Raw genomic sequence first — 22,804 nt, forward strand, 5'->3', positions numbered from 1 at the left:
GTTTCGAGCGGGAGGAGCAAGCACCGTGAGAGAATAAAGAAGTCCAAATCAATTACAGAGGTCCTATTGTCTCCACGCGCGCTGAAAGCACTGGTCCCTTCGGAGACCAGCCCGGAGCTAATCAGAAATTTCTGCATTATTGCTCACATCGATCACGGCAAGTCAACCCTGGCAGATCGGATGCTGCAGCTCACCGGAATCGTCAATGATCGACAGATGCGAGCCCAGTACTTAGACCGCATGGACATCGAACGTGAACGCGGCATCACCATAAAGTCGCAGGCTGTCAGGCTGCCCTGGGAGTTTGAGACTGTTACATACGCCATGAACATGATTGACACCCCTGGACACGTCGACTTTACCTACGAGGTGTCTAGATCTTTAGCAGCCTGCGAGGGGGCCGTGCTTTTGGTAGATGCGGCTCAGGGCATTGAGGCTCAGACGCTCGCGAACCTTTATCTTGCTATGGAAAATGACATGGAGATCATTCCTGTTCTTAATAAAATTGATTTACCAGCAGCACAGCCCGAAAAATACGCCGAAGAGTTAGCAAATTTGATCGGAGGAGACCCGGCCGATTGCCTCAGGGTTTCTGGCAAAACTGGTGAGGGCGTAGCCGAGTTGCTGGATCGCATTATTCAAAAAGTTCCGGCCCCAGTGGGAGATCCCGATGCGCCGGCAAGGGCAATGATCTTTGACTCGGTTTATGACAGCTACCGTGGTGTGGTTACTTATATCCGGATGATTGATGGCCGACTCCACCCGCGGGAGCAGATTCAGATGATGTCCACAAAGGCCGTTCACGAACTCTTGGAGATTGGCGTCATTAGCCCCGAGCCGGTTATCTCAAAAGGTCTGTCGGTGGGTGAAGTTGGTTATCTCATCACCGGGGTGAAAGATGTTCGCCAATCCAAAGTCGGCGACACTGTTACAACGAAGCTGAAGCCCGCGGTAAACGCCCTAAAGGGTTACGCGGAGCCTAAACCAATGGTTTATTCGGGGCTTTACCCAATCGACGGCAGTGACTACCCGAACCTAAGAGATGCCCTAGATAAGCTGAGGCTTTCGGACGCTTCGTTGGTCTATGAGCCTGAGACTTCAGCCGCTCTCGGGTTTGGATTCCGTTGCGGATTCCTTGGCCTGTTGCATCTCGAAATCATTACCGAGCGCCTGGAGCGTGAATTCAATTTGTCACTGATAGCAACCGCACCCTCGGTGGTCTATCACGTGACTCGCGAGGATGGCAGCGCTTTTGTTGTGACAAATCCATCCGAATTCCCCGAGGGTAAAATTCGCGAGGTAAAAGAACCGATGGTCAAAGCAACGATTCTTAGCCCAAAGGACTATGTCGGAACAATCATGGAACTTTGCCAGCAAAAACGCGGTGTTATGGTCGACATGATATATCTAGGCGAAGATCGAGTTCAGCTTCGATACAACTTGCCGCTAGCGGAGATCGTTTTTGATTTCTTTGATCAACTCAAATCCAAAACTCAGGGTTATGGGTCGCTTGACTATGAGGATGATGGCTTCGCAGTTGGCGATTTGGTCAAAGTGGATCTTTTATTGCAGGGTGAAAAAGTCGATGCCTTTAGCTCGATTGTTCATAAGGATAAGGCTTATGCTCACGGCACCAAGATCGTCGGAAAACTCAGAGAGCTAATTCCAAGACAACAATTTGAGGTGCCAATTCAGGCGGCGGTGGGCTCGAGAATTATTGCCCGCGAATCGGTTAGGGCAATGCGAAAAGATGTGCTTGCCAAATGTTACGGTGGCGATGTTTCAAGAAAGCGCAAGCTTCTAGAAAAGCAAAAAGAGGGTAAGAAGCGCATGAAAATGGTTGGCCGAGTAGAGGTTCCACAAGATGCTTTTATTCAGGCGCTCTCCAGCGACGAAGGCCAAAAGGCCGAGAAGAAGAAATAGATGTCTGGGCCGTTGCCGCTCGGTATGCCCTGGCCTTCCGACTCAAAGCTAGTGCTCGGTGAGCCATCGGACAGCTTCCACGCATATGTTCACATTCCTTTTTGCAAAGCGCGTTGTGGTTACTGTGACTTTAATACCTACATTTCCACGGAGCTTGGTTCGACAAAGCGTGAAGAGTTTCACAAACCACTGATCCAAGAGATTCTGCTGAGCAAAAAGGTTCTTGCTGATTCGGGATTCGAGCCCAAGAAATTAACCACGGTTTTTTTTGGTGGGGGAACGCCTTCGCTTTTTTCAGCCGATCAGGTGTCCGAGATACTCTCGGTGCTGGAGAGCACCTTCGGCTTATTACCAAACTGTGAGGTGACTCTCGAGGCAAACCCGGAATCAGCATCGGAAGAGCTAATGGTTGGGTTAAAAAAAGCCGGAATCAACCGTTTGAGTTTTGGGGTCCAGAGCTTTGACCCAGAGGTGTTAAGGGTTTTGGATCGTGAACATGATCCGAGCACGGTGGCCGGGATTGTCTTTCTGGCAAAGCAGATGGGTTTTAAGGTCAGCGTAGATTTGATTTATGGGGCCCCCGGAGAATCACTTGAGAGCTTTAGGGCCACGCTAGAGGAAGCATTGGAGCTTGGCACACAGCATATTTCCGCCTATTCGCTGATTATTGAGCCCGGCACCAAGCTTGCCCGCCAAATCGCGAAGGGCATCCACCAAGAAGTTGATGAAGATTTGAATGCTCAAAAATTTGAGCTGGCTTCGGAACTCATCGGTCAAGCCGGACTTGAGTGGTATGAAGTAGCAAACTGGGGCGAGCCTTCACTGCATAATCTTGCCTATTGGCAATCTAAGGACTGGTGGGGGTATGGGCCCGGCGCTCATTCGCACATTGCCGGCAATCGGTTTTGGAACACAAAGCACCCGGATGCTTATGCCAAGGCGCTTTTGACTCATTCTCAGGTCGCCGGTATGGAGGTATTAACTCGCAGTCAGCAGCTTGAGGAATCTTTGATGCTGGAGCTGAGGACAATTTTTGGAGTCGAGACAAGAGTGCTCAAAGAGCTCGGGGTTTCGGCTCAGCTGGTTGCTGAGCAGCTGGCAGTTGGGGCCATCGAGTTGATTAGGGGAAACCGAATCCGCGCCACCGAATCCGGCAGGTTGTTTGTGGATCGAATCGTGCTTGATTTCCTCACAAAATAACTGTTCGGGCTAGAATTGGCACTCAAGTCAGGGGAGTGCCAATGATTCCGGATAGATCGCTCGAAGTTTTGCGGGCAATTGTTCAGGACTTTATAACCTCAAATCAGCCGGTTGGCTCTAGGGCGCTTTTGGATCGCCACCCCCTGGGAGTTTCGGCAGCAACGATTCGTAATGACATGGCTTTATTGGAAGACGAAGAACTCATCATTGCTCCGCACACCTCGGCGGGTCGGGTGCCAACCGAGAAGGGCTATCGCCTATTCGTAGACCAACTCGGTGAGGTGAAACCACTAACCAACCCTGAGCGAAGCGCTATTGAAGTCTTTATGGCGGCTGGGCTTGATTTGGACGACATAGTCCAAAGAACCGCGCGGACCCTGGCACAGCTAACCAACACGCTAGCCATGGTGCAATACCCGTCTTTAGGTCAGGCCTCGATTAGGCACATCGAACTTTTACCGCTTGGGAACTCCCGAGTTTTAATGATGCTGATTACGGATTCGGGGAGAATCCAACAACAACAGCTTGAAGTTGAAATAGACCCGGAAGATAGTCTGATTCAAGACCTTCGGGGTCGTCTAAACGGACTACTTTCCAACTCCCAACTCACCCAGGTGTCAGATGTCCTCAAGGATCTAGAATCTCAATTTTCTCCTGAGGATAGGAATTTTATTTTGCAGGTCACTAGTTCTCTTCAAGGATTAGTAGATGCTAATCGGCAGGAAAAAGTGGTGGTAGCGGGTGCGGCGAATCTGATTAAGCGCGATGCTGATTTCTCGGGCGAGCTCTCCACAGTGCTGGAGGCAATCGAGGAGCAGGTGGTGCTTCTTCGCTTGCTGGATGAACTTGAGGTTGACCAGCATGGCGTGGGCCTTAAGATTGGTTCTGAGATTGGGCTAGCTGGCATTAGTCACACGGCCATGATGGCTAGTGGTTACCAAAACCGAGGCACCGAGGTCGCCAAGCTTGGCATTTTGGGCCCAACCAGGATGGACTATTCATCAAATATCGCTTCGGTCAGGGCCGTGGCTCGGTATCTAACAAAGTTAACGGAAAGGTAATTCTTGAGCGATCACTACGAGGTTTTGGGCGTAACGCGTCAGGCAACTACCGATGAGATAAAAAAGGCTTATCGCAAACTTGCCCGAGAATTGCACCCAGATGTGAATCCGGAGCCGGCAGCTGCAGAAAAATTCAAATTAGTGACTTTCGCTTACGAGGTTTTGTCGGACGCGAAGCAGCGCGCGCAGTTTGATAATGGTGGTGCACAGGGTTTTGGGCTCGGGGATATTTTTGATAATTTCTTCGGTGGTGGTGGCACTCGTGGCCCGGTATCCAGGGCGCAGCGGGGACAAGATGCCTTACTCCGAGTGGGTTTGAATTTGGCGGAGGCGGTATTCGGGGTCGAAAAGACGCTAACCATTGATACAGCGGTGCTGTGTGCAACCTGCAAGGGGAGTTGCTGCAAACCGGGGACTAGCATCCAGACTTGCGATGTTTGCAGGGGTTCTGGCCAGATTCAGCGCCAGGTGCAGTCATTTATGGGCATGATGGTAACCACCGCACCTTGCGGTTCCTGCCGCGGAACCGGGCAGATAATTCCGAACCCTTGTGTCACTTGCCGCGGTCAAGGTCGGGTCCGGGCACAGCGAGATCTCGAATTGCAGATTCCTGCCGGAGTCGCTGACGGTATGCGGCTGCACCTACAAGGCCAAGGTGAAGTGGGCTTTGCAGGTGGTCCAGCTGGAGACATTTACCTTGAAGTTTCGGTTGCCCCGGATCCAATTTTCGGTCGAGATGGCGATGACCTCAGGGCAGTGCTCGAAGTTCCCGTAGCCGACGCGGCGCTGGGTTTTGAAACTGAGATTGAAACCCTCGATGGCCCAACCAAATTGGAGGTTAGGCAGGGGGCTCAAAATGGCGACATTATTACTTTGAAGCATCTTGGGGCCTCGAAGTTGCGCGGCCGTGGTCGTGGGGATTTACTGGTAGAAGTGAAGATACTGACTCCCACCAGACTTGATGGTAAACAACGAGACTTGTTCAAAAAACTACGAGAAATGCACTCTCAAGATGTTCCGCGGCTGGGTTCCAGAAGAACCAAAGGCCGCTTCTAGTGCATTGGTTTTATGACCCAGCTTTTAGCAACACTTCAACTTCCATAGGCGACTCCGAGCAAAAGCACTTTCGTGCGCTGCGGATTCAAAAGGGTGAGGGGATAGTTGTCACAAATGGTTTGGGAGAAAGCTTTGAGTGTGAGGTGCTGGAGCTCACCCCACCTTCCCTATTGGTTACTAAAGCCCGCGAGCACTCAAGGTCGCCGCTGAGTTTTCATTTGATTCAGGCTCTGGCGAAAAATGACCGCGATGAACTTGCCATGCAAACTGCGATCGAGCTGGGTGCTACCGAGATAACCCCCTGGTCGGCTAGTCGCTGCATTATTAGGTGGGACGGGAAATTAGAGCGAAACCAGCTGCGTTGGCAGCAAATATCAACCGAGGCTATGAAGCAATCTCAACAAGCATGGCTGCCAGTTATCAACCCGCTCTCCAGTACCAAGCAACTAATTTGTGGTCAGCTTGGAATTGTGCTTGATCCAAGAGCAGAGATCGGTCTTAAGGACCTCGATTTATCGATTGAGCATATTTCGATCGCGGTTGGGCCAGAAGGCGGAATCACCGACTCGGAAATGGCGGTTTTGGAATCTAAGGGTTTTATTAGAGTGAGGCTGGGGCAGTCAGTGCTCAGGAGCTCCAGTGCCGGACCTGCCGCAATTGCCGCAATCAGTGCCCTAGGTGCAAATTGGGATAAGGCCTAGAATTGAACATGGAGGAATCATTGGACTGTATTTTTTGTAAAATCGTGGCTTCTGAGCTGCCGACCGAGCTACTTGGCGAAAACGAATTCGCGATCGCTTTCAAAGACATCAATCCACTTGCGATGGTTCATATTCTCGTGGTGCCCCGGATTCACAGTTCTGATATTTCAAGACTCTCGGACCCCCAAACGCTTTTAGGGCTTCACGAATTGGTGCGCGAGATGGCAGCCAAGTTCACCGACGGTCAGTTTCGACTGCAGTTCAACACGGGAGAGCGCGAGGGGCAGTCTGTTTTTCACACTCACGCTCACATTTTGAGCCAGCAGGGAAGCTAGTGCCGAAGCTTAGTTTTGATGTTGCCGAAGTTGATTTAGTTCAATTGCTTGGCCCCGAAGATTCCCTAATTAGAAGTCTTGAGTCACAATTTCCGGGGATGCAAATTCAGAATCGCGGTTTTGGATTCCTGATTGACGCCGAAGAGTCGGATTCTGAGAAGGCCAAGGCGGCAATTTTGGCTCTTGCCGATTTGGTGAGGCAGGGAGTGACACCGGATTCACGCAGTGTGATTGAGGCAGTTGCTCTTCTAGAGCAAAAAGAATCTCCCGCCAAGATCTTAGGCCTGGGCGCAATCCACACCCCGGGCAAAACAATCAGGGCCAAAACCCTGGGCCAAAAACAATATCTTGAGGCGATTGATGATTACACAATTACTTTTGGTATCGGTCCGGCCGGCACGGGCAAGACTTATCTCGCAGTTGCTAAGGCCGTAGCGGCTCTTTACAGCAAGCAAGTATCAAGAATCATTCTCACCAGACCTGCCGTTGAGGCTGGGGAAAAGTTGGGTTTTTTGCCGGGAACTCTGAGCGAGAAGATTGACCCATACCTGCGGCCGTTATTCGATTCTTTGCAAGAGATGCTTGAGCCCGAGGTCACCGCCAAGCTCATGGAGTCTGGCGTCATCGAAGTTGCCCCACTTGCCTATATGAGGGGCAGGACCCTCAATGACGCATTTGTAATTTTGGATGAGGCGCAAAACACCACGGCCGAGCAGATGAAGATGTTTCTTACTCGGTTGGGGTTCAATTCAAAAATGGTAATAACCGGCGACGCCTCCCAAATAGATCTGCCGGGCGGGAAGTCCGGTCTGATAGCGGCTACTGGAATCTTGAGTGGAGTCGAGGGGCTGCACGTTTTTAGGTTGACCAGTCAAGACGTGGTGCGGCACGAGCTAGTTACTCGAATTGTTGAAGCATATGAGTTAGATGAGAGTAAATGAGCATCGAAATAACCAATGAATCAGATGTTGAAATCGATACTGATCGAGTTCTTTTAGTTGCCCAATTTGTTAGAGAGCAGCTGAAATTGCATCCGATGGTTGATGTTGGAATTATGTTCATCGATGAGGCTCCTATGACAGATTTGCATGTGAAGTGGATGGATGAGCCCGGCCCCACTGATGTGCTTAGCTTCCCGATGGACGAACTTCGCCCCGGTGATGAGGATTCGGTATCTAATTCGGGGATTTTGGGGGATATCGTGGTCTGCCCGCAGGTGGCGACTCTTCAGGCCAGTGCCGCGGGTCACCAAATGATTGATGAAATATTGCTTTTAATAACCCATGGCATGCTGCACCTTGTTGGCTACGACCACGCTGAGCCAAAAGAGGAAGAAGAAATGTTTGGCTTGCAGCGTGAAATCCTCGCGGCTTTTTATGAATCAGAGGCCAAATAATAGTGGAACTCATTATTGGGTTTGCAATGCTGGTCCTTTTGTCAACGGTGGCAATGGCCCAGGGTTATTTGGAACGCGAGGGCGACCCGCGCGCCGGGTCGCTATCCATTTTGCGAGCTGCATTATTGGTCTTGACTGCCGCGGTTTGGCTGGTTTTTATGGCCGCCACTCAGCCCGTGGCGGCACTTCTAGCCTTCGCGCTGCTTCTGATTTGGTTTCTACAGCAAATTATTGGCAGCACCCTTGGCAAAAGCGAGCTTGCCAAAAAATCGGCATTTCGGCTAGATAAGGCCATCACAGTCTGGGCGAGGCTTGTGTCGCCGATTCGGCTAAGCGCCCCCGAGGTAGTCGAGGACTACGAGCAGGATTTGCTTGAGTCCGTGGAAGATTTTTCCGAGACGATTGTTCGCGAGGTAATGGTTCCGAGGGTTGACCTAGAAGTTGTCTCTGCCGAGGACACTTTGGAGCATGCGCTAGCGGTTTTCATTGCAAGTGGTTACTCGCGTCTTCCCGTCATAGGGGAGAATGTTGATGATGTTGTAGGAGTTCTTTATCTGAAAGATGTGGCTCGTGTAACTCACCGAGATCCTTCACTGCTTTCGAGCGTTACCGCAAGACAAGCTTCACGAAAGCCATTATTCACACCAGAGAGCAAACCGGTTTCTGCTCTTTTGCAGCAAATGCAAGTCACCAGGGTGCAAATTGCTATCGTCACGGATGAGTACGGTGGCGTCGCCGGCATTGCGACCGTGGAGGATCTGATTGAAGAGCTGGTTGGGGAAATAACCGATGAGTACGACCGTGAGGGTGAAGACATTGAGCTTGTGGATGTCGATCTATTCAGGGTCAGCCCGAGGGTCACCCTGGACGAGCTCTCCGAGCACTGTGAGATTGAACTCGAGGACGAAGATGTTGACACAGTGGGCGGGCTATTGATAAAGGCAAATGGCGAATTGCCTAAAGGTGGTGAGGTGGTTACTGTTTTGGGTCTGGAGCTCACCGCTGAGCGGGTGGACGCTCGCAAGGGGAGGATACTAAGCATATTGGTGCGCAAGTTAGAAAGTGAAAATGACTGAATTTAGATCCGGATTTGTGAGCTTCGTTGGAAGGCCTAATGTTGGAAAATCAACCCTAACAAACGCTCTAGTTGGGCAAAAGGTGGCAATCACCAGCTCCAAACCACAAACCACTCGTAAGGCGATTAGGGCGATTATCACCAGGGATGATTACCAGCTAATAATCGTCGACACGCCTGGGATTCATCGGCCAAGGACACTTCTAGGCCAAAGGCTAAACGACTTGGTGACTTCAACACTCACCGAGGTGGATGTAATTGTATTTTGCTCTCCCGCAAACGAAAAGGTCGGGCCGGGGGATAAGCACATTGTTGCCGATCTCGCGAAATTCCCAAGGGCTAAGAAGCTGGCATTTGTGACCAAAACCGACACTGTTTCCAAGCAGCAACTCGCGCAGCATCTACTTGAGGTTAGCCAGCTTGCGGATTGGAAAGAAATTGTCCCAGTGTCCGCCGTATCCGGCGACCAGCTTGAGTTGGTTGAGAAGCTTCTGGTGGCTCAATTACCCCCGGGACCGGCCCTTTACTCGGCCGATGAAGATACCGCGGAGACTATGGAAGATCGAATCTGTGAGTTGGTGCGCGAATCGGCCCTTGAACTTGTGAACGATGAGCTTCCACACTCGCTAGCTGTCACAATGGATGAAATCACCGAGGGCGAGAATAAACCCACGATGCATGTTTCGCTTTGGGTGGAGCGAGATAGTCAAAAAGGAATTGTTATCGGCAAGAGTGGCTCAATGCTCAAGCGGATTGGTATCGAGGCGCGGGGCAAGATAGAAGCCCTTTACGGAGAGCCGATTCACCTAGCAATTCAGGTGAGAATCGCTAAGGATTGGCAACGTAACCCGAAAGAATTAGGGAAGCTGGGCTTTTAGCCAAAAACCATGGAGTGCTAGTGTTGTGCAATGCGCCTACCTCTTCTTCTTATTGGCCGCGACGAGGCCTGAATCGGTCCCTACTCGTCGCGGAGCCTTTGAGTGGCCACCCAATTTTTAGCGAGGAGATGAAATGAAAAATCAGCAACGGGCTTCAAAAATGCCTTTTAAGCGTTACGAACCTTTTCACGAGCAAATCAAGGTGGATTTGCCGGAACGGACCTGGCCCTCCAGGAGAATTAGCGAGGCACCGCATTGGTGCGCAGTGGACCTTCGGGATGGAAACCAGGCTCTGATTGACCCCATGAGCCCAGAGCGCAAGCTCGAGATGTTCAAGCTGTTGGTTCGAATGGGATATAAAGAAATTGAAATCGGCTTTCCTTCGGCTTCCCAGACCGATTTCGATTTCGTGCGAATTCTAATTGAGAACGACCACATTCCTGCCGACGTGACAATTCAGGTTTTAACTCAGGCCCGCGACCACCTGATTGAGCGCACCTATGAATCCCTCCGGGGAGCCCACAGTGCGATTGTGCATTTTTATAATTCAACCTCGGTTTTGCAACGCAGGGTGGTTTTTGGTCTAGATAAAGATGGCATCAAGGAAATCGCATTGTCCGCGGCGCGCAAGTGCTTAGAGCTCGAGGCAACCCTTCCCGGCACAAAAGTCTTCTACGAATATTCACCAGAGTCTTATACCGGCACCGAGTTGGAATATGCTCTGGAGGTGTGCAACGCGGTGGCGGCTGTTATCAAGCCAACCCCGGAGCGCAAGTTGATAATCAACCTGCCTGCAACGGTAGAGATGACAACCCCAAATGTTTATGCCGACTCAATCGAATGGATGAGCAATCATCTTGTGCCACGCGATTCCATTCTTTTATCGCTTCACCCGCATAATGATCGTGGCACAGCAGTTGCTGCCGCGGAACTGGGCTATCTTGCCGGGGCAGATCGTATTGAGGGCTGCCTATTTGGTAATGGCGAGCGCACTGGAAACGTTGATTTGGTGACGCTCGGCTTGAACCTTTTCAGTCAGGGGATTGATCCTCAAATCGATTTTTCTGACATCGACGGGATAAAGCGAACGGTCGAATATTGCAACCAGCTACCGGTCCCAGAGCGAAGTCCATACGGTGGTGACCTGGTTTACACCGCATTCTCCGGATCGCATCAAGATGCAATTAAAAAGGGTTTTGATCAGATGGCTCGAGATGCTGCGGCAGCCAACTCCTCGGTGGATCTATTCACCTGGGGTGTTCCGTATCTTCCGATTGACCCCAAGGATGTCGGCAGAAATTACGAAGCTGTTATTCGAGTAAATTCTCAATCGGGTAAGGGTGGGGTTGCCTATCTTCTCAAAACTGACCACAACTTAGACTTGCCCCGAAAGCTGCAGATTGAATTCTCCAAGGTAATCCAGGGCAAAGCGGATCAGCATGGCGGGGAAGTGACCTCAGAACAGATTTGGCATAGCTTCCAGGACGAGTACTTGCCTTCGGGCGTCGGCTCGCATAAGTGGGGTCGCTTCGAACTTCGAAAGATGCGTTCAGAGAGCGCCATGGATGGCATTGTGAAGCTTGATGTCACGCTCCGTGTCGCTGAGCAAGAAATCAGCTCTGAAGGCTCTGGAAACGGACCGATATCCGCTTTCCTTGATGTTCTAAACCAGCATGGTGTTGCGGCAAAACTTTTAGATTATGTTGAGCACACCCTGTCTGCCGGGGGGGATGCGCAAGCTGCTGCCTACATTGAACTCGAGGTTATGGGCCGAAATCTCTGGGGGGTTGGCATTGATGGCGACATCTCTACGGCTTCTCTAAAGGCACTGATTTCCGCCGTGAATCGAGCGATACGAGGTTAGCCTAAAGGGGTAATGGCTCTGAGTGATGGATACTAAGTAAATGCCCCACTACCGAGATGAAGCGATAATACTTCGCACTCATAAGCTTGGGGAGGTCGATAGAATCCTCACCGCTTTGTCAAAGAACCATGGCCAAATCAGGGCGGTGGCCAAGGGTGTGAGAAAGACAACCAGTCGGTTTGGGGCAAGACTTGAACCTTTTATGGTGGCTGATCTGCAGCTTTACGAGGGCAAGAATCTTGATACTGTTTCGCAAGTTGAGCAACTAGCCAACTACGGTGCCCAGATTGTTTCCGATTACGCAACTTACACGGCGGCCTCGGCAATTGTTGAGGCAGCGGAAAGATTGACTCGCGAAACTTCGACCTCGCAGCACTACATGCTTTTATTAGGGGCGCTTAGAACTCTCTCACAAAAAGTTCAGCCAGCGAGTCAGGTGCTAGATAGCTACCTGCTGCGGGCTTTAGCTCTCTCGGGATGGGTGCCCGACCTGGATTCATGCCAGGGTTGCGGGGATCCGAGCCCGATTGCATTTTCCGTACACACCGGTCACGTAAGTTGCAATGACTGCACGATGCCGGGTTCGGTCCGGCTCGGGGAAAAAGGTCTTAGATTGATGACACATCTGTTGCGCGGCGAATGGGAGCAGATCGAATTGGCTGATGCGAGCGTGAAAACAACGGTGAGTGGCGTTATTTCCGGATACTTGCAGTGGCAGTTGGAGCGTGGCTTAAAGGCCCTTAATCACGTGGAGCGCTAGTGACTGAATTATTTGATTCAGGACGCAAGCCCCCTGAATTTGGGGCAATTCCAAAGCACATCGCAATAGTTATGGACGGTAATGGTCGTTGGGCGAATCAACGCGGACTCACTAGAACCGAAGGCCATAAAGCGGGCGAGGCAGCTCTGTTGGAATTTGTGGCGGGGGCCATTGAAGCGGGCGTGAGCCACATAACTGCATACGCCTTTTCAACTGAAAACTGGAAGCGATCTCCCGAGGAAGTTCGTTTTTTGATGGGTTACAACAAGGAAGTCCTCAGAAGAAGAAGAGACTTGCTCGACAGTTGGCAGGTTCGAATTCGCTGGTCGGGAAGAACCCCAAAACTCTGGCCTTCGGTAATAACCGAACTGCTGGAGGCTCAGGAGCGCACTAAAAATAATAAGGGGCTGACCCTGACGATGGCGGTGAACTACGGGGGGCGTCAAGAGATTGTAGACGCGGTAAACCAAATTAACTCCAAGGTCGCATCGGGCCAGATTAAGCAAGGGTTAGTCACCGAAAAGAGCATCGCAAAACACTTATACGTCCCTGAATTGCCCGATGTGGATCTTTTCTTGCGCTCTTCAGGAGAGCAGCGAAGCTCGAACTTTTTGATATGGCAGTCCAGCTATGCGGAATATCTGTTTCTGCCAGACCTGTGGCCGGATTTCACTCGGGAGACCCTGTGGTCTGCGGTTTTGGAATACGGCAGAAGACAGCGCCGCTTTGGCCAAGCTTCAGATGCTCCGCTAAACTAGAAAAAGCCCGCACAGGCAGTAATTCACTGGAGATAAATGGCAGTCCAAAAATTAGATCAGGTTATTTCGCTAGCAAAGCGTCGCGGTTTTGTGTTTCAAGCCGGCGAGATTTACGGGGGGTCGCGCTCGGCTTGGGACTATGGCCCGCTGGGAGTCGAGCTCAAGGAGAATATCAAGCGCCAATGGTGGCGTTCGATGGTCTCTGGTCGCGAAGATGTAGTTGGGCTTGACTCATCAATTATTCTTCCGCGCAGAGTTTGGGAAGCCTCCGGTCACGTTGAGGCATTTGTGGACCCGCTTATTGAGTGCACAAGCTGTAACAAGAGATTTCGCGCCGATCATCTTGAAGAGGCCTTCGAAGAGAAAAAAGGCCGGCCTCCAACTTCGATGGCCGAGATTGCCTGCCCGAACTGCGGCAATAAGGATATTTGGACCGAACCCAAGAGCTTCAATGGGCTCCTAAAGACCTCACTTGGGCCGGTTGAGGATGAATCGGGAATGCACTACCTCAGACCGGAGACTGCCCAAGGTATTTTTGTAAATTTTAATAATGTCCTAAATGCCTCTCGCATGAAGCCCCCGTTTGGCATTGGTCAGATGGGTAAGAGTTTTAGAAATGAAATCACTCCGGGAAACTTTATTTTCCGGACTCGCGAATTTGAACAGATGGAGATGGAGTTTTTCGTAAAGCCCGGAGAAGACGAAACCTGGCACGATTATTGGATTAATGAGCGATTCAATTGGTACGTGAACCTGGGCATAAATCCGGAGAACCTGAGGCTCTTGGAGCACCCCAAGGACAAGCTTTCGCACTACTCGAAACGCACCGTTGACATTGAATATCGATTCGGTTTTCAGGGTGGGGCCTTCGGAGAGCTTGAGGGTGTGGCTAATCGAACCGATTACGACCTGAAAACCCACTCAGCGGCTTCGGGCGTCGACCTCAGCTACTTTGACCCCACTGAGGAGAAGCGTTGGACTCCTTTTGTGATTGAGCCGGCAGCAGGTCTCACCCGGTCGCTAATGGCATTCTTAGTCGACGCCTACCACGAGGATCAGGCACCGAACGCAAAAGGCGGAATGGACACTCGCACCGTTTTAAAGCTGGACTACCGGCTTTCTCCCGTCAAGGCCGCAGTTCTGCCGCTGAGTCGTAACGAGGAGCTAAACCCGATAGCAAAAGAGTTAGCTCAGGATCTGAGAAACCATTGGAACATTGAGTACGACGATGCAGGTGCTATCGGAAGGCGCTACCGACGCCAAGATGAAATTGGCACACCGTTTTGCATAACCGTTGACTTTGACACTCCAAATGATCTGGCCGTCACAATTCGAGAGCGTGACTCAATGGCTCAGGAGCGCGTAGCGCTTTCTCAAATTAAGAGCTATTTGGTCGAAAGGCTTGCCGGCTAACTTGGGCTTGAAATACGGCAAACATGAGATTGCGGTACCAGTTGTTCTGGCACCGATGGCCGGCATTACCAACACTGCATACCGGAGGCTTTGCCGCGAATATGGCGGCGGTCTTTTTGTCTCTGAGATGGTGACCTCCAGGGCTCTGGTTGAGCGCACCGAAGAGTCCATGCGCCTAATCGGACATCACGAGTCAGAGGAGATTCGATCGGTTCAGCTCTACGGGGTCGATCCAAAAATCATTGCCGAGGCCGTCACAATGCTCGTGGCTGAAAATAGGGCGGACCACATAGACCTGAATTTTGGTTGCCCAGTTCCAAAAGTCACCAAAAAAGGCGGCGGAGCGGCTCTTCCCTGGAAGCGTGATCTTTTCTCCGCAATCGTAAATGCTGCGGTTCAGGCAGCCGGCGACACCCCCGTAACGGTAAAAATGCGCAAGGGCATCGATAGCGAGCACCTAACCTACCTGGATGCTGGCAAAGCGGCGAGGGACGCCGGTGTTGCCGCGATTGCTCTTCACGGCAGAACTGCATCCGATTATTATTCTGGGACTGCTGACTGGCAGGCAATCGCCACTTTGCGAGAATCCCTTCCTGATGTTCAGGTTTTAGGCAACGGCGACATTTGGTCCGCTCAGGATGCTGTAAACATGATGGAGCAGACCGGAGTGGACGGAATTGTTGTCGGCAGAGGCTGCCTCGGCAGGCCTTGGCTTTTCGCCGATTTAGAACAGGCGATCCGCGCATATTTAGCTGGGGACAAGAACCCCGCAATTACCCAAGTGATGCCCTCACTAGGCGAAGTGGCCGATGGCTTTTATCGGCACGCTGAATTGTTGGTCGAATTTTTTGAAGAGGAGGGGCGGGCTTGTCGCGACATTCGCAAGCACGTCGCATGGTATTTCAAGGGCTATCCGGTGGGCGGCGAATTCAGGGCGAAGCTGGCTCAGGTTATGTCCTTGGACCACATGCGCGAAATCCTTTCGGAGCTAGATCGCTCTAGCCCGTATCCCGGCGATGAGGCAGAAGGTCCAAGAGGTCGGCTCGGGTCTGTGAAGGCCTGTTCGCTTCCCGAAAATTGGCTGGACTCCAGGGAGCTTTCTGGCAGTCACAAGTTGATTTTGCAACAGGCTGAGCTCTCGGTTTCGGGTGGGTAGATGAACAATTCCAATTTAGAAGAGCCTGGCTACAAGGACTTCGATCGGGAGAGATTTGTCAGTCAACCGCTTTCGAGCATGGTTAAACGCGGGGAATTTGCGCGGGATCGAGCCAGGGTGTTGCACTCCGCCGCATTTAGAAGACTCTCCGCCAAGACCCAGGTATTGTCCCCGGCATCGGGTGATTTTGCAAGAACTAGACTCACTCACTCACTAGAGGTGGCCCAGGTTGGTCGGGAACTTGCAACGGTGTTGGGTGTGAATCCAGACTTGGTCGACATGGCTTGCCTAGCGCACGATTTAGGGCACCCCCCATTTGGTCATAATGGCGAGTCGGCATTGAACTTCTGGGCTGCAGAGATTGGTGGCTTCGAGGGGAACGCGCAAACCTTCAGGATTCTTACAAAGCTTGAGCCCAAAATCTACGATGAATCCGGCAATTCTCGGGGCCTGAATCTAACCAGAGCCTCGCTTGACGCCGCGACAAAATACCCGTGGCTACTTACCAAGGCCGCTGAACATGGCAATAGTTTTAAGTTTGGGGTTTATCCAGACGACCTGGATGTGTTTTCCTGGATGCGCCAGGGGGCCCCCGATGGAGCAAAATGCGTTGAAGCGCAGATTATGGATTTTGCAGATGATGTTGCTTACAGCGTGCACGATTTCGAAGATGCCATAGTTGAGGGTTTTTTAGATCCGGCTTTGATTTCTGATCCGCTAGCAACTGATGAATTAATCGAGGAGGTCGCCAGGTGGTCCGGGGGCTTGCTTGCCAAGGTGCAACTGGAAGAGGCGCTTGACACGCTCAGGAATTCCAAATATTGGCTGTTTGAGTTTGATGGTTCTCCAAGACACTTGGCGAAGCTTAAGAATCTTGCGAGCGAAATGATTGGTTCTTTTGTGGCTCGAACCACCGAGACGATTTTGGAAAATGCATCCAAATCTTCGCTTACCCGCTACCGGGCCGGCGTCATTATTCCCTCCAAGGTAAGAAGCGAAATTGCGGTACTCAAGGGTTTGGTGGCTTCGCAAGTAATGACCCACAACTCTAGGCAACCTTTTTATGAGAAGCAGCGGGAGCAACTGATATCACTGTCTGATGCTCTGCTGGCTGGCCATGGCGACCATTTGGATGCAACATCCTTGGAGGCGTTCTTAAAGGCTGAGACTCCCGAAGAGAGAAAGCGCGCAATCGTTGATCAAGTAGCTTCCCTTACCGACCCCGCTGCAATCGCCCTGCACGCAGTTTTAACCACTTAGGATTCTGGGTATGCCCCCTCGAGTGCGCCAGAGTGATATTGAAGAGCTAAAGGCTAAGGCCGATATTATTGAAGTCGTCTCCGGGTACGTATCGCTGAGGCCAGCTAGTTCCGGGAGCTTTAAGGGTCTCTGCCCCTTTCATTCAGAAAAATCTCCCAGTTTCAATGTTCGCTCGTCACCAGCTTTTTACCATTGCTTTGGCTGCGGAGCTGGCGGTGATGTCTATAAGTTTTTGCAGGAGATCGAATCAATTTCATTTGCCGATGCGGTTGAACGACTGGCGGATAAGACCGGATTTACTCTGACCTACGACGAGAGTGGCTCCCAAGAAGTCTCGAATCGCTCTCGACTCTTGGCAGCCAACAGCGAAGCGGCCAGCTTCTATCAAAGTCAGCTCGCATCCGATGAAGCCAAAGCGGCGAGGGATTTTTTATTGGGCCGAGGGTTTGATGCGGCTGCTTGTAGTCAGTTTGGTGTGGGCTACGCTCCAAAGGGTTGGCAGAATCTAATTGATCACCTCACAAAGCTTGGTTACACGCTTGAGGAGCTCATACTCGCTGGATTGGTTATGGCAAGCGATAAGGGTGGGTATGACCGCTTTCGGGGCAGAGTGCTGTGGCCGATTAGGGATGCCAACTCTCAAGTGCTCGGCTTTGGTGCAAGAAAGCTCTACGAGGAAGACCAGGGGCCTAAGTATCTCAATACTCCAGAGACCCCCGTTTATCACAAGGGGAGCGTTCTTTACGGGTTAGATCTTGCGCGCAAGGAGATCGTGAAGCGCAAAGAGATCGTGGTTGTTGAAGGGTATACCGACGTAATGGCATGCCATCTAGCTGGGCATCAGGTCGCAGTGGCCACCTGTGGCACCGCTTTTGGTGAGGAGCACATAAAGCTGATCAATCGACTTTTTGGGCAAACTCAAGTACCAGCCAGTGTGATATTCACCTTTGATCCAGATGCGGCCGGCCAGAAAGCAGCTCTTCGGGTTTATGGAGACACGGCAAAGTTCAACGCTCTGACTTTTGTTGCTACCGGCCCCTCGGGGCTTGACCCGAGCGATCTTCGTCAGCAACGCGGCGACGCGGGCATCACTCAGATGCTGGAGGCTAAGAAACCGCTTTTCGAGTTTGTGATTAGGCATCGGATTTCTAAATTCTCGCTTACCGACTTGGACTCCAGAGTGGCTGCGGCCAGGTCGGCCGCTTTTGTTGTGGCTGAGATTTCGGACCCGGCACTGAGAACTGGCTACACCAGAGCGCTGGCCGACTGGGTTTCGCTCGACGTGAACGAGGTCGCCGCTTTAGTTTCGCAAAATGGTAAGGCGTCCAATCTGGAGCAAGTTGCATCAATGCGAACATCGCCCGCGCCCCAGCCGGTAGTTAGCAATCCGCAAGTGCGCCTGGAACGTCAAATCCTTGAGATCCTCATTCAGCACCCGAGTGCTTTTAATCAAGATCAGCTTCTGCGCATATATGCCGCTGGTTTGCAGGATGCGCTTCATCAAAGCTTGATGCAATTGGCGCTTGCTCACAAAGAGTCTTTGGCTCAACCCGACTGGGTAAACATTCTGGCGAGTGAGTCCAGTGACGACTTGCTTTCTTTGATTCGCGAACTGGCTTTGGTTGAGTTGCCTGTTAAAAACGAAGTAGAGCTACTTAGGTATGCAAAAGGGGTCGTGAATGGTGCTCTGATGCAGGCATTGGCTAGGGAGAAGATTGATCTAATGGCGGCCCTGCGCAGGATGGACCCGGATACGATGGCGGATGCCGTTAATCAGATTCAACGACAACTTATGAATCTGGAATCTGAGCGCCGAAAACTGATGTAACTGCAAGTAAATCTCTGCTAATGTTGTCTCGCGCTCAGGCGCTTTTCCTCGGTAGCTCAATTGGCAGAGCAATCGGCTGTTAACCGATAGGTTCCTGGTTCGAGTCCAGGCCGGGGAGCCAATTAACAAGGATTCTTGTGAGCAAACAGGTAATCAGCACATCGGTATCGGTAGGTTTAGCTACTGGACTCTACGGAATTTCCTTTGGAGCTCTTGCCTCTGTTGCTGGCTTAGATCTTCTTTCGATAATGCTCTTGAGCATCCTGATGTTTTCCGGGGCTTCTCAATTTGCCTTCATTGGAGTCATTGCTGCCGGGGGAGCGCCAATAACTGCAGTTACCTCCGCATGGCTTTTAGGAGTAAGGAACAGTTTTTACGCTCTGAGACTCTCGAGCATCATCCAACCCAAAGGTCTCTGGCGACTGCTTGCCGCGCAGCTGAGTATCGACGAATCCAATGCAGTTTCCAGTGCACAGCTCGAGTTGAGAGACCAAAAACTTGGTTTTTGGCTTACCGGTGCCTCTGTATTCGTATTTTGGAACACGGCAACTTATTTTGGTGCTGTGTTGGGTGAACTCTTCGGGTCGGTTGAGACTTGGGGCCTTGATGCCGCGGCGGCGGCGGCGTTTTTAGGGCTTTTGTGGCCGCGTCTGAAAAAGCAGTGGTTACCCGCTCTAATTGCCGCGACTGCAGCTACTTTATTGACGCCATGGTTGCCGGCCGGTTCAGCGATTCTGGCTGCGGTGCTGGTCGCCTTTTTGCCCACTAGGAAAAAGAAGTGATTCTCATCGTTCTGGCTGCCTCCGCGGCGGTTTACAGCTGGAAATTATTTGGTTATTTGATTCCCCAAACTTGGATTTCTGCCGGTTTTCGACTCTTTGCGGATCGGGTAACAACCGTGTTGTTGGCCGCCTTGGTTGGAGTGCAGGGCTTCACCGCTGCGGGGGAGTACTCACTGGATGCCAAAGCGGTCGGGCTTGGAGTCGCAGCCCTGTTATTGGCCCTGAGAGTTCCATATATTTTGGTAATTATTGCAGCGGCACTAACGGCTGCTGCAATTAGGGCCGCACTAGGCTTCTAAATCATCCTCGCCCGGCATCCAGGATTGCCCGGGGACACCCCAGCCTTCGTATTTATAGACCTTTTTGAGTTCTCTTTGGTAGGGCTTGATTAGCCGGTCGGCGTAAAGGACGCCATCTAAATGATCGTATTCGTGCTGAAAGATTCTTGCCAACCAGCCAGTGGCGGCAATTGTATAAGGGCTGCCAGCTAGGTCGGTAGCGTGAAGTGTCGCCGTGTCAGAACGCTTCAGCGGGTATCTTTCGCCAGGAATCGAGAGGCAACCTTCCGAGTCGGTGTCTTCATCGGCCTGCAGATCTAGTATTTCTCCAACCTCTAGTGTCGGATTTATAGCCACCCCTCGATAGTGAATTTCGTCTTGCTCGTAGTCGTAGACAAATATCCTGAGACCGACCCCAACTTGGGTTGCTGCAAGGCCAACACCGGGTGCGGCCGTCATGGTGTCGAACATGTCCGACACCAGTTCTTTTATTTCGAGGGTTATTTCTGCAACGGTTAATGCCGGCTGGTGGAGCACGGTTTCTCCAGTAATTGCGATTCTTCTAATTGGCACAACGACAATCTACCGAAAGAATTTCTCTGGTTGAACCTTTAGAATAAGCGCGTCGCATCGCAAGACAGGAGAGTGGATTGTTTCCACCTGAAATTCTTCGAGCCGTCGCCATTTTGCTGGCGGTCATCGGGGCTATATTTCTCTCCTTGGGGGCGCAATTCCAGAACGACGCTGTCGGCAAGAATCAAGTTTCAAAGCAAGTCTCGATAGGGTCTTTATCCTTCAAGCAGGTGCTGAGTCTCCTCAAGCGCCCTAGATGGCTAACTGGAACTTCATTTTTAGTATTGGCAGTTGTTTTCCAGTTGGGAGCACTTGCACTTGCTCCGCTGATTGTGGTTCAGCCAATAGGCGCAATTGCTTTGATCATCACCTCAATTCTGAACGCGCGAATTCATAAAGTTAGATTGGACTTGAGGACCTTTCTGGCAATCGGCCTGACTATGTTTGGGGTTGGAACCTTCGTATTCTTTGCCGCATTTAGTGCCACTCAGGTCAAGATGAGCGACGGAAAACTATTGGTCATAGTCGGCATCTTATTTGGCTTATTGGCCATATTTGGGGCTTTGTTCTACTTCAGCAATGGCAAGGTTGGGCCGCTCAACTACATTTTTGGCGCCGGTGTGCTCTACGGATTCGTGGCTTCGCTGGCCAAGGTCGTGCTCACACGAGTGTCTCAGGGTGATTTTGATTGGCTCACTTTACTAGCGGCCGTTGCTTTGATTTCGGCGGCCATTCTTGGGGGCTGGTTTGTGCAAAACGCCTACGCATCGGGTCCTCCGGATCTGGTTATTGCGGGCCTGACCGTCATCGACCCGGCTGTCGCCGTTGGCATAGGCATTGTTATCCTTGGGGAAGCTTCGGAAGCGGGGTTGTTGCAAATTTTAGGTTTCGGGGTAGCCGGTGCGATCGCGGCGGCCGGTGTAATTATGCTCAGCAAGGTTCATCCTGAACTTTCCAAGCAAATAGAGAGTTATGACTAAAAACATAAAGGTCGTCATGGCCTGCGACACCTTCGCCCCCGACATTAATGGGGCGGCGAGATTTGCAGAGCGCCTAGCAGGCGGCTTGGTTCGCAATGGTCACGAAGTTCACATCATCGCGGCGAGTCAGGACTCATTCAGTGGGATGCGGATTGAGCAGCATGATGGGGTGGATTTATTTGTGCATCGCATGCGTAGCCATCGGGTGCCCCAGCACGCCAGTGCTAGGTTTACCGCCTTTTGGGGGCTGAAGAGAAATATTAGAAGGATTTTGAATGAGGTTCAGCCGACGGCGGTTCATATTCAGTCTCATTTACTGATGGGCCGCTTCACGCTCTGGGCGCTTGCTGGCAGCGGAACTCGAGTTATTGCTACGAACCACGTGATGCCTGAAAATCTAATCAAATACTCTTTTCTCCCTAAGTTTCTGCACAATTGGGCTCGGCGAGTTGTTTGGAAGGATGCCGGGAAAATTCTTCGGAAGGTTGATGTCGTAACCACTCCGACAAGACGAGCAGCCGAATTATTAGAAAACTCTTCCGGCCTTAGCGGAGTTTTGGCTATTAGTTGCGGAATAAATGCCGCCAGATTTGCCAACAGCACTCCGACCAGCAATAAGAATCCAATGTTCTTGTTTCTGGGTCGCCTGGATGACGAAAAACGAATTCCAACAATGCTTCGCGCTGTCGCATCTCTAACTGAATATCCCAACATCAAAGTTGAGCTAGTTGGAGATGGCTCCGAGCGCGGTCGCTTGCAGGTCCTAGCAAGAGAACTAGGAATCGAAGGCCGGGTTAAGTTCTTAGGACACATTTCAGATGATGACCTACCTTCAACCTATGAGCGCTGCACGGCTTTTGTCATGCCATCCATCGCCGAACTCCAATCAATCGCGACTATGGAGGCTATGGCCTCGGGCAGGCCAGTCATCGGTGCGGACGCCATGGCCCTGCCCCACCTGGTTCACGACGGCGATAACGGTTATCTTTTTCCTCCCGATGACGTGCCCGCCCTTGCGGAGCGAATGAAGCGTATTTTGCAGGCCGATGATCAGGAGTTATTGAGGCTCAGCGAAAACTCACTGCACTTGATTCGGGCCCACGACATTGTGCGAACGGTCAGCATTTTCGAAGACCTGTATCGCGGGATTGGTGAGGATGCCCCAACCACTGCGGACAACGAGGGCTCTTACTCCGAACCGATTGGGCGCTTGAGTGAATCAATCAGAGAGCGACTTCACGAGTTCCGCTCCGATGCCGAAAGGTTGCGCAAGAGGGCTGGTGACTTGAGTCATGATGCTAAAGAGCGTTTCGGGGAGGTGCGCGAAGAGGTTCGTGAGCAGCTCAGTGAAATTAGAACTGAAGTGGAAAGAGCTGCGAAGAAGCTCAGGCGCAAAAAAGACGACTAGCGGGGATTCTGGTCCCTTAGAACCCAGAGGTAATCAGACCGCCTTTTGGGATTAAGTTCAAAAATCCGGTTACCGAATTCAACACCGAAACCTTATTAGTATGAGGGGAACAACTCCAG

At 51.5% G+C, this 22,804-nt stretch carries 22 protein-coding genes and 1 tRNA gene; 22 read left to right on the forward strand and 1 reads right to left on the reverse strand.

Features of this window, described 5'->3' with window-relative positions; all coding sequences use genetic code 11:
* Nucleotides 1–66: 66 nt before the first annotated feature.
* The 20 genes from lepA (at nucleotide 67) to BLP47_RS05280 (ending at nucleotide 19,745) form a co-directional block, all read left to right on the forward strand.
* Entirely contained in the window at nucleotides 67–1,923 is a 1,857-nt protein-coding gene (gene lepA / locus BLP47_RS05185; protein ID WP_091851101.1) for a translation elongation factor 4, read from the forward strand.
* Entirely contained in the window at nucleotides 1,924–3,123 is a 1,200-nt protein-coding gene (hemW, locus tag BLP47_RS05190) for a radical SAM family heme chaperone HemW (protein WP_091851106.1), read from the forward strand.
* A 41-nt stretch (nucleotides 3,124–3,164) separates the two neighbouring features.
* Nucleotides 3,165–4,184 (forward strand): heat-inducible transcriptional repressor HrcA, encoded by a 1,020-nt coding sequence (gene hrcA, locus BLP47_RS05195; protein ID WP_091851109.1) that lies wholly within the window; start codon nucleotides 3,165–3,167, stop codon nucleotides 4,182–4,184.
* Nucleotides 4,185–4,187: 3 nt separating this feature from the next.
* Entirely contained in the window at nucleotides 4,188–5,240 is a 1,053-nt protein-coding gene (gene dnaJ, locus BLP47_RS05200; protein WP_091851112.1) for a molecular chaperone DnaJ, read from the forward strand.
* Nucleotides 5,240–5,941, forward strand: a complete 702-nt coding sequence (locus BLP47_RS05205; protein ID WP_091851115.1) for a 16S rRNA (uracil(1498)-N(3))-methyltransferase — start codon at nucleotides 5,240–5,242, stop codon at nucleotides 5,939–5,941. Before dnaJ ends, BLP47_RS05205 begins: the two co-directional genes overlap by 1 nt.
* 44 nt (nucleotides 5,942–5,985) lie before the next feature.
* Nucleotides 5,986–6,276: an HIT domain-containing protein gene (locus tag BLP47_RS05210; RefSeq protein ID WP_249883282.1), complete on the forward strand. Its 291-nt coding sequence runs from the start codon at nucleotides 5,986–5,988 to the stop codon at nucleotides 6,274–6,276.
* Complete coding sequence (locus tag BLP47_RS05215; protein WP_197672364.1) at nucleotides 6,276–7,217, forward strand: PhoH family protein; 942 nt, start codon at nucleotides 6,276–6,278, stop codon at nucleotides 7,215–7,217. Before BLP47_RS05210 ends, BLP47_RS05215 begins: the two co-directional genes overlap by 1 nt.
* Nucleotides 7,214–7,672 (forward strand): rRNA maturation RNase YbeY, encoded by a 459-nt coding sequence (gene ybeY, locus BLP47_RS05220; protein ID WP_091851121.1) that lies wholly within the window; start codon nucleotides 7,214–7,216, stop codon nucleotides 7,670–7,672. Before BLP47_RS05215 ends, ybeY begins: the two co-directional genes overlap by 4 nt.
* A gap of 2 nt (nucleotides 7,673–7,674) precedes the next feature.
* Entirely contained in the window at nucleotides 7,675–8,748 is a 1,074-nt protein-coding gene (locus BLP47_RS05225) for a hemolysin family protein (RefSeq protein ID WP_091851124.1), read from the forward strand.
* Nucleotides 8,741–9,625: a GTPase Era gene (gene era, locus BLP47_RS05230; protein ID WP_091851127.1), complete on the forward strand. Its 885-nt coding sequence runs from the start codon at nucleotides 8,741–8,743 to the stop codon at nucleotides 9,623–9,625. The genes BLP47_RS05225 and era overlap by 8 nt, the downstream gene beginning before the upstream one ends.
* A 133-nt stretch (nucleotides 9,626–9,758) precedes the next feature.
* Complete coding sequence (leuA, locus tag BLP47_RS05235) at nucleotides 9,759–11,489, forward strand: 2-isopropylmalate synthase (protein WP_091851129.1); 1,731 nt, start codon at nucleotides 9,759–9,761, stop codon at nucleotides 11,487–11,489.
* A 40-nt stretch (nucleotides 11,490–11,529) separates the two neighbouring features.
* Nucleotides 11,530–12,249: a DNA repair protein RecO gene (gene recO / locus BLP47_RS05240; protein ID WP_091851132.1), complete on the forward strand. Its 720-nt coding sequence runs from the start codon at nucleotides 11,530–11,532 to the stop codon at nucleotides 12,247–12,249.
* Nucleotides 12,249–13,007, forward strand: a complete 759-nt coding sequence (locus BLP47_RS05245; protein ID WP_091851135.1) for an isoprenyl transferase — start codon at nucleotides 12,249–12,251, stop codon at nucleotides 13,005–13,007. The genes recO and BLP47_RS05245 overlap by 1 nt, the downstream gene beginning before the upstream one ends.
* Nucleotides 13,008–13,043: 36 nt before the next feature.
* Entirely contained in the window at nucleotides 13,044–14,420 is a 1,377-nt protein-coding gene (locus BLP47_RS05250; protein ID WP_091851138.1) for a glycine--tRNA ligase, read from the forward strand.
* Nucleotides 14,395–15,576 carry a tRNA dihydrouridine synthase DusB gene (dusB, locus tag BLP47_RS05255; protein WP_371325799.1) on the forward strand — a complete coding sequence of 394 codons (1,182 nt, stop codon included), beginning with the start codon at nucleotides 14,395–14,397 and terminating at the stop codon, nucleotides 15,574–15,576. The genes BLP47_RS05250 and dusB overlap by 26 nt, the downstream gene beginning before the upstream one ends.
* Nucleotides 15,577–16,836 (forward strand): deoxyguanosinetriphosphate triphosphohydrolase, encoded by a 1,260-nt coding sequence (locus tag BLP47_RS05260; RefSeq protein ID WP_091851142.1) that lies wholly within the window; start codon nucleotides 15,577–15,579, stop codon nucleotides 16,834–16,836.
* 10 nt (nucleotides 16,837–16,846) lie between these two features.
* Entirely contained in the window at nucleotides 16,847–18,664 is a 1,818-nt protein-coding gene (gene dnaG, locus BLP47_RS05265; RefSeq protein WP_091851145.1) for a DNA primase, read from the forward strand.
* A 45-nt stretch (nucleotides 18,665–18,709) separates the two neighbouring features.
* Nucleotides 18,710–18,785, forward strand: a tRNA-Asn gene (locus BLP47_RS05270).
* Nucleotides 18,786–18,801: 16 nt separating this feature from the next.
* Entirely contained in the window at nucleotides 18,802–19,446 is a 645-nt protein-coding gene (locus BLP47_RS05275; RefSeq protein WP_091851148.1) for an AzlC family ABC transporter permease, read from the forward strand.
* Nucleotides 19,443–19,745, forward strand: coding sequence for a hypothetical protein (locus tag BLP47_RS05280; RefSeq protein ID WP_091851151.1), 303 nt, complete (start codon nucleotides 19,443–19,445; stop codon nucleotides 19,743–19,745). Before BLP47_RS05275 ends, BLP47_RS05280 begins: the two co-directional genes overlap by 4 nt.
* On the opposite strand, the gene def is transcribed toward BLP47_RS05280, so the two are convergent.
* The gene (gene def, locus BLP47_RS05285) at nucleotides 19,734–20,306 is read right to left on the reverse strand and encodes a peptide deformylase (RefSeq protein WP_091851154.1); all 573 of its coding nucleotides are present in this window, start codon (nucleotides 20,304–20,306) and stop codon (nucleotides 19,734–19,736) included. The two genes, BLP47_RS05280 and def, sit on opposite strands and share 12 nt — an antisense overlap.
* A 68-nt stretch (nucleotides 20,307–20,374) precedes the next feature.
* Here def and BLP47_RS05290 point away from each other — a divergent pair, with 68 nt between their 5' ends.
* Complete coding sequence (locus BLP47_RS05290; RefSeq protein WP_249883284.1) at nucleotides 20,375–21,277, forward strand: DMT family transporter; 903 nt, start codon at nucleotides 20,375–20,377, stop codon at nucleotides 21,275–21,277.
* Nucleotides 21,270–22,685, forward strand: a complete 1,416-nt coding sequence (locus BLP47_RS05295; RefSeq protein ID WP_249883285.1) for a glycosyltransferase — start codon at nucleotides 21,270–21,272, stop codon at nucleotides 22,683–22,685. The genes BLP47_RS05290 and BLP47_RS05295 overlap by 8 nt, the downstream gene beginning before the upstream one ends.
* Nucleotides 22,686–22,804 lie beyond the last annotated feature (119 nt).

Source organism: Candidatus Aquiluna sp. UB-MaderosW2red (assembly GCF_900100865.1).
Taxonomy (GTDB): Bacteria; Actinomycetota; Actinomycetes; order Actinomycetales; family Microbacteriaceae; genus Aquiluna.

Coding starts and splice junctions, on each gene's coding strand:
- hemW (WP_091851106.1), top strand. CDS start 1,924: ATGTCTGGGCCGTTGCCGCTCGGTATGCCCTGGCCTTCCGACTCAAAG.
- hrcA (WP_091851109.1), top strand. CDS start 3,165: ATGATTCCGGATAGATCGCTCGAAGTTTTGCGGGCAATTGTTCAGGAC.
- ybeY (WP_091851121.1), top strand. CDS start 7,214: ATGAGCATCGAAATAACCAATGAATCAGATGTTGAAATCGATACTGAT.
- era (WP_091851127.1), top strand. CDS start 8,741: ATGACTGAATTTAGATCCGGATTTGTGAGCTTCGTTGGAAGGCCTAAT.
- leuA (WP_091851129.1), top strand. CDS start 9,759: ATGAAAAATCAGCAACGGGCTTCAAAAATGCCTTTTAAGCGTTACGAA.
- recO (WP_091851132.1), top strand. CDS start 11,530: ATGCCCCACTACCGAGATGAAGCGATAATACTTCGCACTCATAAGCTT.
- BLP47_RS05250 (WP_091851138.1), top strand. CDS start 13,044: ATGGCAGTCCAAAAATTAGATCAGGTTATTTCGCTAGCAAAGCGTCGC.
- BLP47_RS05260 (WP_091851142.1), top strand. CDS start 15,577: ATGAACAATTCCAATTTAGAAGAGCCTGGCTACAAGGACTTCGATCGG.
- dnaG (WP_091851145.1), top strand. CDS start 16,847: ATGCCCCCTCGAGTGCGCCAGAGTGATATTGAAGAGCTAAAGGCTAAG.
- BLP47_RS05295 (WP_249883285.1), top strand. CDS start 21,270: ATGACTAAAAACATAAAGGTCGTCATGGCCTGCGACACCTTCGCCCCC.